The organism is Halarcobacter mediterraneus (assembly GCF_004116625.1).
Lineage (GTDB): Bacteria > Campylobacterota > Campylobacteria > Campylobacterales > Arcobacteraceae > Halarcobacter > Halarcobacter mediterraneus.
Genome location: NZ_NXIE01000003.1, coordinates 366,866 through 380,511, shown reverse-complemented (window position 1 = coordinate 380,511; position 13,646 = coordinate 366,866). Strand labels below are relative to the sequence as shown.

Genomic DNA, 13,646 nt, shown 5'->3' with positions numbered 1-13,646 from the left:
TTATTTGCCAAATTTAACTAAAAGGATTAAACCAAATATTGTCAAAAATATTCCAAATAGACTAGTTACGCTTGGAGCTAAGGCTGATAAGAAAATCATCTCTGCAATCAAGGCAAAAAAAACTTCCCCTGATTGAGAAGCATCTACAATCACAAGTTTTGAGGAACTAGTAGCAATACTTCTAGCATACAAAAATAAAATTGAATAAAAAAATCCAAAACCTATGATTCCACTTATAGTATAAAACCAAAATCTATTTATATAATCTTTTAAAATCTTTTTAAAATAATCAAAGCCCTTAAAAAATATAAAACCTAATGCTAAAAATAAAACAGTGTAAAAAAATCTTAATGATGCAGTCCAATACCAATGACCGCCTTCTAATGATATTGCTCTATTAATAACAAAAGTTGCACTAAAAAATAGTGCTGCAAGTAACCCAATAACTAAAAGATATAAAGGACTTTTTTCATAACTATTCATTGTTTTATAAATTTATTCAAATATTTTCCTAATAAAAATTTTATTTGTTTATTTTTAATCTAAAATAATCGTTCATTTTATATTCATATTATTGTAATATAATTTTGTTATGAAAATTTTAATTATTGAAGATGATGAAAAAATTATTAACTTTTTAAAAAAAGGTCTTGAAGAAGAATCTTATAGTGTAGATTACTCATTAAATGGAGATGAGGGAATTTACCTAGCAAGTGTAAATAGCTATGATTTAATACTTCTAGATATAATGCTTCCTATAAAAGATGGTATAGAAGTATGCAAAACACTAAGAAATAATTCTATATACACTCCTATTATAATGCTTACTGCAAAAGATTCTATAGAAGACAAAATCAAAGGCTTAGATATTGGAGCAAATGATTATTTAGCTAAACCTTTTTCATTTAGTGAACTACTAGCTAGAATAAGAGTGCAACTAAGACCTACTAATCAAAATCAAACAACTCTAAAATTAGCTGATTTAGAATTAGATTTATTAACTAAAACAGCAAAAAGAGGTGAAGATACTATAAATCTTACAGCAAAAGAGTTTGCCCTATTAGAGTTTTTAATAAAAAATAAAAGCAAAGTTCTATCAGAAAGTGTTATTAGTTCTTCTTTAAGTAATATGGATGATATGAACATGAGTAATGTTGTAAATGTATATATTTATAGACTAAGAAATAAAATTGATAAGCCATATGAAAAGAAACTTATCAAAACAATTAGAGGTTTAGGGTTTAAAATAAGTGATGACTAATCTATCAATTAAAAGAAAACTTCTTATTTATAATATCTTTATTCAAGTATTAATTTTAATGCTTTTTTCATTTTCAATTTATAAAACTTTGGAAGTATCCTCAAAGGATAAATTAGAAGCCACATTAAAAGTGATTTTACTTGATATTACAGATGATATTATAGAGCATAAAGAAGAGCTTAATACAAGAGAGTTTGATGAAGAAAAAGAGTATAAGTTTGAACCTTTATATATAAGGCTTTTAAAAAAAGAAGATAGTTATAAAGAGATAAAAAATACAAACTTTCCAAGTGATATTAAAATAAAAAACAAAGACTTAAATGCTCTTACTTTAAATCAAATAAAATTCGAATATAAAGAGCACTATATAATTAGTAGATTAAAAATCCAAATGGATAATAACTATTATATTCTTGAAGTTGCAACAAACTTTTCTACTGTAAACTCTACACTAGAAAACCTAGTTTATATTTTGCTATTTATAGTTCCTATTATTTTAATTTTATCTATTATTGGAGGATACTTCTTAATATATAAATCTTTTTTACCTATTGAAAAACTACTTCAAAATTTAAAAAGTATTAATGCAAGTGATTTATCAAAAAGGTTAGAATCAAAAAATAAAAATGATGAAATAGATTTATTGTCTCAAGAGATAAACAATCTTTTACAAAGACTGCAAATATCATTTGAAAAGATTTCTCAGTTTAGTTCAGATGCTTCCCATGAATTAAAAACGCCCCTTACAATTATTAGAGGAGAAATAGAAATAGCTTTAAGAAAAGATAGAGAATCAAGTGAATATAAAGATACTTTATCAAACTGCTTAGATGAACTTATTACTATACAACAAACAATTGATGATTTACTATTTTTAGCTAAAAATGAACATGAAGTTTTAGAGAAAAAAGAAGAAGTGATATATTTAGATGAAGTTTCTCTTGAAGCCTATAAAGAGATGCAAGCTTTTGCTAAATTAAAAAATATCAACCTTGAATGTCAAATAAAAGAACCTCTACAAATAAAAGGTCATCACAAGCTATTAAAGATAGCCTTAAAAAATATCTTAAAAAATGCCATTACTTTTAGCCATGAAAACTCTATAGTAACCATTTCAATCTATAAAGATAATGATAAACAAATCATTTGCATAGAAGATAAGGGAATTGGTATTTCAAAAAAAGATCAAGAAAAAATCTTTGATAAATTTTATAGAACAGATAAAAGTAGAAATAAAGAGTCTGGTGGAACTGGGCTTGGAATGTCAATTGTTGAAAAGATTATAAAGATTCATAAAGGAGAGATAAAACTTCAAAGTAAAGAGAATTTTGGAACTAAAGTATATTTTATATTTAAAGCTAACTAATAACATTATTTAAACTTCCATTTGAATATAAGAGCAAATAGAGTATAATATTTTAAAAAAGAAGAAGAATGACTCCCTTAGAAATTGCTGATATTATAGGTATTATTTCATTTGCTCTTAGTGGCTTTTTAATTGCTGTTCACTATAAACTAGATATTTTAGGAATATTCATTTCCGCCTTTTTAACTGCACTTGGTGGAGGAATAATAAGAGATGTAATAGCTAATAATACACCTTATGTTTTAAATAATAATCTTCCTATTATTTTAGTCACAATTACTTTATTTCTTGCCTTTATTTTTAAATTTCATAAAATAACTGATCTTGAAGGAAAAACTGGTTTTATTATATCTGATGCTATAGGTTTAGTTTCTTTTGCCATAACAGGAGCACTTATTGGAATAAAAGCTGACTTCAATTTTCTTGGAGTATTAATGCTTGCATTTTTAACTGCTGTAGGAGGAGGAACAATAAGAGATATTTTAATTAATAAGGTTCCATCAATATTAATTTCAGAATTTTATGGAACAGTTGCAATTATTATTGGCTTAATAACATATTTTTTACATTTAGTTGAATTAACTTCTATTTTTACTTTAACTTTAACTTTTATATTTGGAGTTACTCTAAGACTTCTTGCTTATTATAGAAAATGGAGTTTACCAAAGCTATAAAGAACTTACTACTTTATTTCTACCATGTTTTTTAGCAATATATAAAAGATCATCTGCTCTTTGTAAAATTGAAGTAATATCTTCTTCATTTTCTTTATTAAAAGTTGCTACTCCAAAACTAGAAGTCATATTAATTTCTTTTCCATCAACTTCAATTTTTGTATTTTCTATTATTTTTCTGATTTTTTCTGCAATTTTTGTAGCATCTTTTAAAGAAGCATTATTTAATAAAAGAATAAATTCTTCTCCTCCAAATCTTGCAACAATATCACTTTTTCTAATAGTATTTCTTAAAATATCTGAAATAGTAACTAATACCTCATCTCCAATAATATGTCCAAAAGTATCATTTATTGTTTTAAACCTATCAATATCAATTGCAACAATACTTAAGTCATGTTCACTTCTTTTTGCTAACTCAATTGCTTTCTTTGCAAAATCATTAAAATATCTTCTATTATATACTTTTGTTAAATAATCTTTATTTGATAAATCAATTAATTCATCATTTAGTCTCTCAAGTTTTAAATTTATTTCACATAAAGCAGTCTTATCATAAATATATAAACAAACTATTTTTTTATCTATATCATAAGGTACTATCGTAACATCTTGTTGCATATATTCATATACTGAATTAATTGAATGTATTTTAATTTTGATTAAATGTTGATGAGGATCTACATTGTAATAAGAAGGATTTTTTGTTACTAATGCAGCTTTAACTTTTCTTTTTAGTTTTTTATTATCTATATAAGTAAATTTCTCACAAATATTTTGACCTTCAATATCTTTTTCCAAAATATCAGTACGAATTTCTAACCATCTATTCCAAGCTAAAATATTTAAATTTTCATCTAAAATTATAATCCCATTATCTATTGTATTAAATATTGTATTATCAAAATTCATAATCAAAACTCTTCTAATATTTTATTTAATGCTTCTTTTAAATAAATAGTTGCATTATCTTTTGAAAGAATTAATAATTCCCCTCTAATATTCTGTTCTTGAAAAATTATATCAGTAGAAATAATAATTATATGACTATATTCATTTATATAACTTCTATAAAAGCTATTAGAGTCTCTTACAATTTCAATTTGAGGAGGAGAAAAAGAAATACTAGAATCAATTAATCCAGCTAATTTACTTAAAGTTGTTGATGTGATAATATTTGAGATTTCTAAAATAACATCTTTTAATTCATCATCATCTTTAAGTTCTTCTCCTTCTAAATCAAATTCTAAAGCTAAATTTTCAGTAGATTTTCTATCAATTACAAACATTGTTTCACCACAAAAAGAACCACTTATTAATTGATTAGTAATAAAATAATCTACTTGGTTTCCAAGTTTCTCTTTTAAATACTCTTTAAATTGTTTTGTATTTACTGTTTGTATATTAGGAATTGAAAGGGTAGCTTCTTTATTTATTATATCTGCAATTGCTGCTGTTGCTGAACCATAAGATATATTCATTAGTTCCTGTAAACAGTCTCTTTCATTTTCATCAAATTCAATATATTCAGTCATTAAAATAATCCTAATTTTTCTAACATAACTTTTAAATTATCACTATTTACAGGTTTTTTTATAAATCCTAATGCTCCATTTTTTTTTGCTTTTTCCATTGATGTTTCTTGAATATCTGCACTTATAATAATAATTTTTGCTTTTTCATCAAATTTTTTTATATTTAAAGTAGCTTCAAAACCATCAATAACAGGCATTGTTAAATCCATTAAACAAATATCCGGATTATATTCTTTATATAAATTAAATGCTTCTTCACCATTTGAAGCTTGTATTATTTCATCATTTTCGGAAATTAAGTCACTTAAAGCCTTAATAGTCATCCTTCTTGCCATTTTAGAATCATCAACAACTAAACATTTCATACTCTCTCCAAAAAATAATTTAATAAAACATTATCCTATTATACTATATTTATTTTACAATAGTTTTAAATGCTTCAACTATAGTTTCTCTTTCAAGTAATTTAATTTTTTCTTCTAAACTATCAACAGTTTCATTTTCTTTTAAAATCAATTCTTTTTGTAAAATAAATTTACCTTCATCATAGTTTTCATTAACAAAATGTACTGTGCAACCTGATTTTTTTTCACCTGCTTCAATTACTGCTTTATGTACATTTATTCCATACATACCTTTACCACCAAATTTTGGCAAAAGTGCAGGATGAGAATTAATAATTTTATTTTCAAATTTTTTTACTAAATTCTCTTCTATTTTTTTCATATACCCTGATAAAAATATATAATCTACTTTAAATTTTTCCATTAATTGTGTAATCTTTTCATCCAAATTTTCATTTGGAAATTTATTATTATTAACTACAAAATTTGGAATATTTTTTACTTCTGCTTTTTTTAGTACATTGGCATTTGTATTATTTGATATTATTAACACTACTTGTGCATCTAAAATTTTCTCTTCACAAGCTTTTTGAATTGCATCAAACCCACTACCATTATGAGATGATAAAATCCCTATTCTTTTCATTATTAATATCCTAAACTATTTTTTGGAAATTATAATAGAATTTAATAAAAATATCTATTAACTTTGCTTTATTTTTTAAAAGATATAATATATAAAATATTTATTAAGATGGAAAATGAATTATTTTAATGAAGAATTGAATAATATTGGTTTTAAACTTATAGAACCTTGTAAAGAATTAAAACCTTTTTTACAATCTTTTTGGATTGTAAAATTTAAAAAAATACCTTCTTTCTTGCCCTTAAAAATTGTTTCTGATGGAAACTCTGGTTTTATAATTAATTTCTCTTCAGAATTTACATTAACAATTGAAGATAAAACTGAGATTTGTAAAGAAAAATTTTTATATTTTCCACCATCCAAAAATCCTGCATTTGTAAAAGCAAAAAAAGATATTGATATCATTGGTGTTCGCTTTAATGCAGCAGGAGTTTATAGATTTTTTGATAAAGATATTTCAGGCTTTGATAAAAATATACATATTATTGAAAATAGTTCCTCATGGCAAATTGATAATTTATATAAACAATTATTTAAAGAAAAAAAATTAAAAAATAAAATATCTATATTAGAATCTTTTCTTTTAAATAAATTAAATAACTCAAAACAACAAAATTCTCCTTGGATTTTTGATTTTATTAATGAAATAAAATTTAATAAAGGAAATATAAATTTGGAAGAATTATGTGAAGAGTTTTCATTAAGTTTAAGACATGTTCAAAGAAGATTCAAAAAAGAAGTTGGTCTAAGCCCTAAAGTATATTGTCGAATTATTAGAATACAAGATACAAAAAAAACATTGAGTTCTTTAATGATTAATTCTTTTACATCAATATCATATGACAAAGGTTTTTTTGATCAATCACATTTTATTAATGAATTCAAAACATTTATGAAAGAAACTCCAAAACAATATTTTCAAAAAAAACTTGAAATGGCAAAAAAATTTTCATTTAAAAAATATAAAAATTAATGTCGCTTTTTTCCAAGTAATAAATCATCTTTTTTTATATTATTTCATAAAAAAGGATATCCATGACTGACTCAAAATACTATAATTTTTTTAATAAATTTAGTTTTTACCTTATTGTAGTTTTCATTTTTTTCCATTTATTAAATCACTTATTTTTAATGATTTCAATAAATGAACATATTAATTTTATGGAAACAATTAGACTTGTTTATAGAAATGTTTTCATTGAAATAATTTTAATACTTAGTTTTCTTTTTCAACTATTTATAACTATAAAAAAATTATGGAATGAACGACAATTAAAAAAAACTATTATTGAAAAATTTGTTTTTTTCTCAAAAATTTATATTGTTTATTTTTTAATAAACCACATTTTTGCAATTTTAATAGGAAGAATCATATTTAAACTCGATACTAATATTTATTTTGCCCTATCTGGCGTACAAATAAAACCTTTTTCCTATTACTTTATAATTTATTATTTTTTTGCAATTATTAGTTTATTTTTAATAGTAAGTAAAGGAAAAAATATATTTTTATTTTATTTAATAAACATATTAGGTTTTATTTTTGCATGTTTTTTAATATACATATTTCAAGAAGGATTTTATCCTATTAAAATTCCTGATGAATATATTAATATATACAAGTTTTAATTATGAAAACTTCATTTTAATCTTTGACAATGTGTAAGTGCAACTGCAATTGCATCTGTAATATCAAGTGGCTTAATCTCTTTTTTTATTCCTAAAAGTCTTTTTACCATAAAAGCCACTTGTTCTTTTTGGGCTTTTCCATTTCCTGTAACTGCTTGTTTTACTTGTAAGGGGGTATATTCAGAAAAATTTCCAGACTCTTGTAATACTTTTAAAGAAATTGCTCCTCTAAATTGGGCCAATTTAATAACTGTTTTAGGATTAAAAGCATAAAACATATCTTCTATTGCAACTTCGTTTATATCAAATTTTTTAAAAATCATTTCTAAACCTTCACACATCTCAACAATCTGTTCTTGAAGTATTTTTGTTTTTATTTTTATTAATCCTGCTTCAATAAGTTTTATATCTCTTCCATTTTTTTCAATTACTGCATATCCACAATTTCTTGTTCCTGGATCTATTCCTAATATTTTCAACTTTTCACATTTCCTATTTTTTATTTATTCACATATTAAACTGCTTTAATATTGGTCAATTATATATAAATTTTCACTTAAAGAAGATTTTTTTTTCACTTATTTATCAATATTGTATTCACACGTGAAAAACTTTTAATCTACTTTTAGTTATAATCTAACAATTTATATAAAAAGAGTGTTTAATTTAATGACAAGTAAAGAGTTTTTATCAATTATCAAAAATGAAGCTAATCCTTCTGATTATAAAAGATACTTAAAACAATTAACCTATAAAAAAATATCTTCAGATGATAAAATAGCTGTATTTGAAGTATCAAATAAATATATTGCCTCATGGATAAAAAGTAAATTTACCTCTTTAATTCAACAATGTTTTGAAACTTATGATGGAACAAAACCAGATATTGAAATAAAAATTGCTGGTGAAAAAAAGAGTAAAAAAGAAATTATCTCAGAAAAAGCAAAAAACGAAACTGCCGAAAGTACTATATTAAATCCTTCATATACTTTTAATTCATTTGTAGTAGGAAGTTCCAACCAGATGGCATATAATGCCTCTTTAGCAGTTTCAGAAAAACCAGGAGTTCAGTATAATCCTTTATTTATTTATGGGGGAACTGGTCTAGGAAAAACTCACCTTTTACAAGCAATTGGTAATGATGCAATTGAAAAAGGAAAAACTGTTATTTATGTAACAATTGAACAGTTTATGAATGATTTTACTTTTTCAATTAAAAATAAAAACATGGAACATTTTAGAGGTAAATACCGAAAATGCGATGTTTTATTAATTGATGATATTCAATTTTTATCTGGAAAAGAACAAACTCAAGAAGAATTTTTCCATACATTTAATGAATTGCATAATGCTAAAAAACAAATTGTTATGACTTCAGATAGACTCCCTTCACAAATTGCAGGATTAGTAGATAGATTAAAATCAAGATTTGAATGGGGATTAACAGCAGATATCCAAATTCCAGGTCTTGAAACTAAAATTGCAATTATAGAAAAAAAGAGTGAACTAAATGGTATTCATTTAAGTAGAGAGATAATCAACTACATTGCAACTAATTTAGATAATTCTATTAGAGAAATTGAGGGAGTACTTATTAGAATTAATGCAAGTGCTTCTTTACTTAACCAAGAAATCAATTTAGAACTTGCACAAAGTCTATTAAAAGAGCAAATACAAGAAAAAAAGGATAATATCAAATTACCAGATATTATTTCACTTGTTGCAAATGAATTAAATATCAAACCAAGTGATATTAAATCTAAAAAAAGAACAGCAACAGTTGCAAATGCAAGAAGAGTTGTAATCTACCTAGCAAGGGAACTTACACACAATTCTATGCCAGATATTGCTAAGTTTTTAGGAATGAAAGATCATAGTTCTATTTCAAAAAATATTCAAAAAACAAATGAATTAATTGAAACAGATGAAAATTTTAAATTAATCATTCAAAATTTAAAAAATAAAATCATAAATTAAAGGAGTGGAAAAAAAGTTTCAGTACAAAGTGTGAAAAGATGTGAACTATTATCAAAATGTTTTCACTCTATTAAAGTCCCTACTTTTAGAGTCAACGTTAAAGTTTTCATCTTTTCACATTGCCTACTACTTCCACTAATTAATAAAATATAATAGGAGCTAATAAAATGAAGTTCATAATTACAAAAAGTGTATTTGAGAATGTAATCTCATCTATGCAACCATTTTTAGAAAAAAAAGATGCAAGTTCAATTACTTCTCATATTTATTTAGAAGTAAATGAATCATCATTAATATTAAAAGCTACAGATTATGAAATTGGTTTAGAATCAAAAATTGATTCAATTTCTGAAGCTATATATGGAAAAGCTACAGTAAATGGTTCTAACTTATTAGGTATAATTAAAAGATTAAAAGATGCAGATATTATAATTGAAACAACAGATAACTATCTAATAATTAAACAAAATAAATCAACTTTCAAATTACCAATGTATGATGCAGATGAATATCCAAATTTAATTGTAAATGAAAACTTAACAGACTTAAGTATTTCTACAATTAATTTTATTAATTCAATCAAAAAAATTACACCATCAATAGATAATAACAATCCTAAATTTGAATTAAATGGTGCATTAATTGATATAAAAAGTTCAAAAATAAATTTTGTTTCTACAGATACAAGAAGATTAGCAATTTCTTATTTAGAAAATATGTCTAATAATGAAGGTCAAATTATTATTCCTAAAAAGGCAATTATTGAAATACAAAAACTATTTTTAGATAATGCAAAAATAACATATGATGAAAACAATTTAATAGTTTCAACAGAAAATATGAGATTTTTTACTAAGTTATTCAATGGTAAATTCCCAGATTATGAAAGAATTATTCCACCAAGTTTAAAATACAATTTATCAATTCCTAAAAATATTTTAGTAGAATCAATTAAACTTGTAACTTCATTATTCTCAAATATTAAAATTACATTTAAACCACAATCTATTGTATTTGAATCATTAGATGAAGATACAGAATCAAAAACACAAATAGATATTGAATTAAATATTGATCAAGAATTTTATCTTGCAGTAAATGCTAAATATTTATTAGACTTTTTAAGCCAAACAAATAACGAAAATGTTAAAGTAGGCTTTAATGAATCAAATTTACCATTTTACTTAGAAGATGAAAAGTTTTATACAATTGTAATGCCAATTGTTTTAGAAAAATAAATTTAAAGAAGGAAACCTATAATGAGTCAACAAGAGTATGGCGCTAATAATATTAAAGTTTTAAAAGGTTTAGAAGCTGTAAGAAAAAGACCAGGAATGTATATTGGTGATACTAATACAAATGGTCTTCACCATATGGTTTATGAAGTAGTTGATAACTCTATTGATGAAGCAATGGCTGGCTTCTGTAGAAATATCAAAGTTACAATGACAAAAGATCATTGGATTAAAGTTGAAGATGATGGTAGGGGTATTCCTACAGCTATGCATCCTACTGAAAAAATGAGTGCAGCGACAGTTGTTTTAACAGTACTACATGCAGGTGGTAAATTTGATAAAGATACATATAAAGTTTCTGGTGGTCTTCACGGGGTTGGTGTATCTGTTGTAAATGCACTTTCTAGTGAATTAAAAATGACAATTTATAGAGAAGGTAAAATTCATTACCAAGAATTTTCAAAAGGTATTCCAAAATCTCCTTTAGAAGTTATAGGTGATAGTCCAAGAAAAACTGGTACTACTATAGAATTTTTAGCAGATGATTCAATATTTGAAGTAAATGCATATGATTTTGCAACTCTTTCAAAAAGATTTAAAGAAGTTGCATATTTAAATCCATTTATTTCAATTACACTTGAAGATGAAATTAAAAAAGTAAAAGAAGTTTATCATTTTGAAGGTGGAATTAATCAATTTGTTCAAGATTTAAATAAAGATACTCCTATTTGTGATTCTATTTCTTTTTCTGAAAAAGTAGAAGATATAGAAGTTGATATTGCTTTATTATATAATTCAACATATACAGAAAAAACTATTTCTTTCGTAAATAACATTAGAACAATAGATGGTGGTACCCATGAAGCTGGTTTTAAAGCTGGACTTACAAGATCAATTGTTAAATATGTAAATAATAATGCAGCAGCAAGAGAAAAAGATACAAAAATTACAGGTGATGATGTAAGAGAAGGTTTAATTGCAGTAGTTTCAGTTAAAGTTCCTGAACCTCAATTTGAAGGTCAAACAAAAGGAAAACTAGGTTCTTCTTATGTTAAACCAATTTGTCAAAAATTAACTAATGAAATGTTAGATAAATATTTTGAAGAAAATCCTGTTCAGGCAAAAGCTGTTATGGAAAAAGCTTTAATGGCTGCACGTGGTAGAGAAGCAGCTAAAAAAGCTAGAGATTTAACTAGAAAAAAAGATGCTATGACAGTTGGAACACTTCCAGGAAAGTTAGCTGAGTGTCAAAGTAAAGATCCAGAAATTAGAGAACTATACCTGGTGGAGGGAGATTCAGCTGGTGGTTCTGCTAAACAAGGTAGAGATAGAGTTTATCAAGCAATTTTACCACTTAAAGGTAAGATTTTAAATGTTGAAAAATCAAGACTTGATAAAATTTTAAAATCTGATGAAATTAGAAATATGATTACTGCACTTGGTTGTGGTATTGGTGAAGACTTTGATGAAGAAAAAATCAGATATCACAAAGTTATTATTATGACCGATGCGGATGTCGATGGTTCTCATATTCAAACTTTATTATTAACATTTTTCTTTAGATTTTTAAGACCAATTGTTGATAAAGGATATTTATATATTGCTCAACCACCTTTATATAGATATAAAAAAGGAAAGCATGAAAGATACTTAAAGGATGATACAGCATTATCTAATTTTTTAATTGAAAATGGAGTTGAAAATTTTGAATTTGACTTACTTGGAAAAAATGATTTAGTAGACTTATTTAAAACAGTATCTAGATATAGAGGAATGTTAAAACAATTAGAAAAAAGATATTCTCTAATTTCTGTATTAAAACACTTAATAGAAAATTCAGATTTAGTAAAACTAGAACAAAGTGAACTTTATGAAGTAGTTAAAAACTTCTTAGAAAATAAAGGTTATAATATTTTATCTAAAAATATAACTGAAGAAAAAATTCAATTATTTGTTCAAACAAATGAAGGTTTAGAAGAACTTGTAATAGATGATGAATTATTTGCTTCTCCTTATTTTTCTGAAGCAACTTATATTTATAATAGACTAGTTGAAAGAGATATTTCAATGTTTGACAAAGATTTAGTTGAAATTTTAGACGATATTGAAGGATTAGCAAAAAAAGGTGCATATATCCAAAGATATAAAGGTCTTGGGGAAATGAACCCTGAACAGTTATGGGAAACTACTATGACACCTGAAGATAGAAGACTATTAAGAGTAACAGTTGAAGATGCAGAAGTTGCTTCTGATACATTTACTTTATTTATGGGTGATGAAGTAGAACCTAGAAGAAATTATATTGAAGAACACGCAAAAGACGTAGAACACTTAGATGTATAAAAGAGGGAATTTCCCTCTTTATTTTTCCCTTTTATTACATATTTTTATTTGGAGTTTTGATGAGAAAAAAAAGCTTTTTATCATATGAAGCTAAAGTTATCATAGCTATTATTGCTGTAATAGTATTTATTTTTTTACCTTTTTCTTTTTACGATAACTTTATAGAAATTAAAAATAATCTAGTTCTATTTTATGATGAAAAATTTTCTGAAATACCTATTTGGATTCAAGTTTTACCAATAATATTAATAATTATTTTAATTGTTTCTGTTAAATTAATAAGAAAAAATAGATCAAAATATACAGAAGATGTTTTTTATAATATAAAATGGAAATGGAAATGGAATAAAGATAATATTTCAGATTTAGAATGTTTTTGCCCTACTTGTGGTGAGACGCTTTATTATGATGATACAACTTCAAAGTTTACTTTAAAAGTTAGTAAAATAGATTTTATTTGTGATAACTGCCAAAAAGTAATGGGCTCAATACCAAATGAAAATAATAAATTAAAATCTTCTCAATTAGTTAATAAAGAGATTCAAAGACTGATTTTTAAAAAATTAAGTAAAAATCAAAATCTTACAAATTGAAATAAAATTAATATTAATCAAAAAAAAACTCTATAATTTCATA

At 24.4% G+C, this 13,646-nt stretch carries 14 protein-coding genes; 8 read left to right on the top strand and 6 right to left on the bottom strand.

Features of this window, described 5'->3' with window-relative positions; all coding sequences use genetic code 11:
- Entirely contained in the window at positions 1-483 is a 483-nt protein-coding gene (locus tag CP965_RS09340; RefSeq protein WP_129061825.1) for a multidrug resistance efflux transporter family protein, read from the bottom strand.
- 109 nt (positions 484-592) lie between these two features.
- On the opposite strand from CP965_RS09340, the gene CP965_RS09335 reads away from it, so the two are divergent.
- The 3 genes from CP965_RS09335 (at position 593) to CP965_RS09325 (ending at position 3,301) form a co-directional block, all read left to right on the top strand.
- On the top strand, positions 593-1,261 hold the full coding sequence (locus CP965_RS09335) for a response regulator (RefSeq protein WP_129061824.1): 669 nt from the start codon (positions 593-595) through the stop codon (positions 1,259-1,261).
- Positions 1,254-2,627, top strand: coding sequence for a sensor histidine kinase (locus CP965_RS09330; protein ID WP_228712704.1), 1,374 nt, complete (start codon positions 1,254-1,256; stop codon positions 2,625-2,627). The genes CP965_RS09335 and CP965_RS09330 overlap by 8 nt, the downstream gene beginning before the upstream one ends.
- Before the next feature lie 68 nt (positions 2,628-2,695).
- Positions 2,696-3,301 carry a trimeric intracellular cation channel family protein gene (locus tag CP965_RS09325; protein ID WP_129061822.1) on the top strand — a complete coding sequence of 202 codons (606 nt, stop codon included), beginning with the start codon at positions 2,696-2,698 and terminating at the stop codon, positions 3,299-3,301.
- Here CP965_RS09325 and CP965_RS09320 read toward each other — a convergent pair.
- The 4 genes from CP965_RS09320 to purN are packed head-to-tail and all read right to left on the bottom strand — an operon-like array spanning position 3,296 to position 5,826.
- Positions 3,296-4,213, bottom strand: coding sequence for a diguanylate cyclase (locus CP965_RS09320; RefSeq protein WP_129061821.1), 918 nt, complete (start codon positions 4,211-4,213; stop codon positions 3,296-3,298). The two genes, CP965_RS09325 and CP965_RS09320, sit on opposite strands and share 6 nt — an antisense overlap.
- 2 nt (positions 4,214-4,215) lie before the next feature.
- Positions 4,216-4,836: a chemotaxis protein CheX gene (locus CP965_RS09315; protein WP_129061820.1), complete on the bottom strand. Its 621-nt coding sequence runs from the start codon at positions 4,834-4,836 to the stop codon at positions 4,216-4,218.
- Positions 4,836-5,201: a response regulator gene (locus CP965_RS09310; protein ID WP_129061819.1), complete on the bottom strand. Its 366-nt coding sequence runs from the start codon at positions 5,199-5,201 to the stop codon at positions 4,836-4,838. The genes CP965_RS09315 and CP965_RS09310 overlap by 1 nt, the downstream gene beginning before the upstream one ends.
- 49 nt (positions 5,202-5,250) lie before the next feature.
- On the bottom strand, positions 5,251-5,826 hold the full coding sequence (gene purN, locus CP965_RS09305; RefSeq protein ID WP_129061818.1) for a phosphoribosylglycinamide formyltransferase: 576 nt from the start codon (positions 5,824-5,826) through the stop codon (positions 5,251-5,253).
- 115 nt (positions 5,827-5,941) lie between these two features.
- Here purN and CP965_RS09300 point away from each other — a divergent pair, with 115 nt between their 5' ends.
- Positions 5,942-6,799, top strand: coding sequence for a helix-turn-helix domain-containing protein (locus CP965_RS09300; RefSeq protein WP_129061817.1), 858 nt, complete (start codon positions 5,942-5,944; stop codon positions 6,797-6,799).
- Between the two features lie 667 nt (positions 6,800-7,466).
- On the opposite strand, the gene ruvC is transcribed toward CP965_RS09300, so the two are convergent.
- Positions 7,467-7,934: a crossover junction endodeoxyribonuclease RuvC gene (ruvC, locus tag CP965_RS09295; protein WP_129061816.1), complete on the bottom strand. Its 468-nt coding sequence runs from the start codon at positions 7,932-7,934 to the stop codon at positions 7,467-7,469.
- 190 nt (positions 7,935-8,124) lie between these two features.
- Between ruvC and dnaA the strand changes: the two genes are divergently transcribed.
- From dnaA to CP965_RS09275, 4 genes are all read left to right on the top strand, one after another.
- Positions 8,125-9,432, top strand: coding sequence for a chromosomal replication initiator protein DnaA (gene dnaA, locus CP965_RS09290; protein ID WP_129061815.1), 1,308 nt, complete (start codon positions 8,125-8,127; stop codon positions 9,430-9,432).
- A gap of 167 nt (positions 9,433-9,599) precedes the next feature.
- Positions 9,600-10,670, top strand: coding sequence for a DNA polymerase III subunit beta (gene dnaN / locus CP965_RS09285; protein WP_129061814.1), 1,071 nt, complete (start codon positions 9,600-9,602; stop codon positions 10,668-10,670).
- Between the two features lie 21 nt (positions 10,671-10,691).
- Positions 10,692-13,010 (top strand): DNA topoisomerase (ATP-hydrolyzing) subunit B, encoded by a 2,319-nt coding sequence (gene gyrB / locus CP965_RS09280; RefSeq protein WP_129061813.1) that lies wholly within the window; start codon positions 10,692-10,694, stop codon positions 13,008-13,010.
- A gap of 59 nt (positions 13,011-13,069) precedes the next feature.
- Positions 13,070-13,603 (top strand): hypothetical protein, encoded by a 534-nt coding sequence (locus CP965_RS09275; protein ID WP_129061812.1) that lies wholly within the window; start codon positions 13,070-13,072, stop codon positions 13,601-13,603.
- Positions 13,604-13,646 lie beyond the last annotated feature (43 nt).

Coding starts and splice junctions, on each gene's coding strand:
- CP965_RS09340 (WP_129061825.1), bottom strand. CDS start 483: ATGAATAGTTATGAAAAAAGTCCTTTATATCTTTTAGTTATTGGGTTA.
- CP965_RS09335 (WP_129061824.1), top strand. CDS start 593: ATGAAAATTTTAATTATTGAAGATGATGAAAAAATTATTAACTTTTTA.
- CP965_RS09330 (WP_228712704.1), top strand. CDS start 1,254: ATGACTAATCTATCAATTAAAAGAAAACTTCTTATTTATAATATCTTT.
- CP965_RS09325 (WP_129061822.1), top strand. CDS start 2,696: ATGACTCCCTTAGAAATTGCTGATATTATAGGTATTATTTCATTTGCT.
- CP965_RS09320 (WP_129061821.1), bottom strand. CDS start 4,213: ATGAATTTTGATAATACAATATTTAATACAATAGATAATGGGATTATA.
- CP965_RS09315 (WP_129061820.1), bottom strand. CDS start 4,836: ATGACTGAATATATTGAATTTGATGAAAATGAAAGAGACTGTTTACAG.
- CP965_RS09310 (WP_129061819.1), bottom strand. CDS start 5,201: ATGAAATGTTTAGTTGTTGATGATTCTAAAATGGCAAGAAGGATGACT.
- purN (WP_129061818.1), bottom strand. CDS start 5,826: ATGAAAAGAATAGGGATTTTATCATCTCATAATGGTAGTGGGTTTGAT.
- CP965_RS09300 (WP_129061817.1), top strand. CDS start 5,942: ATGAATTATTTTAATGAAGAATTGAATAATATTGGTTTTAAACTTATA.
- dnaA (WP_129061815.1), top strand. CDS start 8,125: ATGACAAGTAAAGAGTTTTTATCAATTATCAAAAATGAAGCTAATCCT.
- dnaN (WP_129061814.1), top strand. CDS start 9,600: ATGAAGTTCATAATTACAAAAAGTGTATTTGAGAATGTAATCTCATCT.
- gyrB (WP_129061813.1), top strand. CDS start 10,692: ATGAGTCAACAAGAGTATGGCGCTAATAATATTAAAGTTTTAAAAGGT.
- CP965_RS09275 (WP_129061812.1), top strand. CDS start 13,070: ATGAGAAAAAAAAGCTTTTTATCATATGAAGCTAAAGTTATCATAGCT.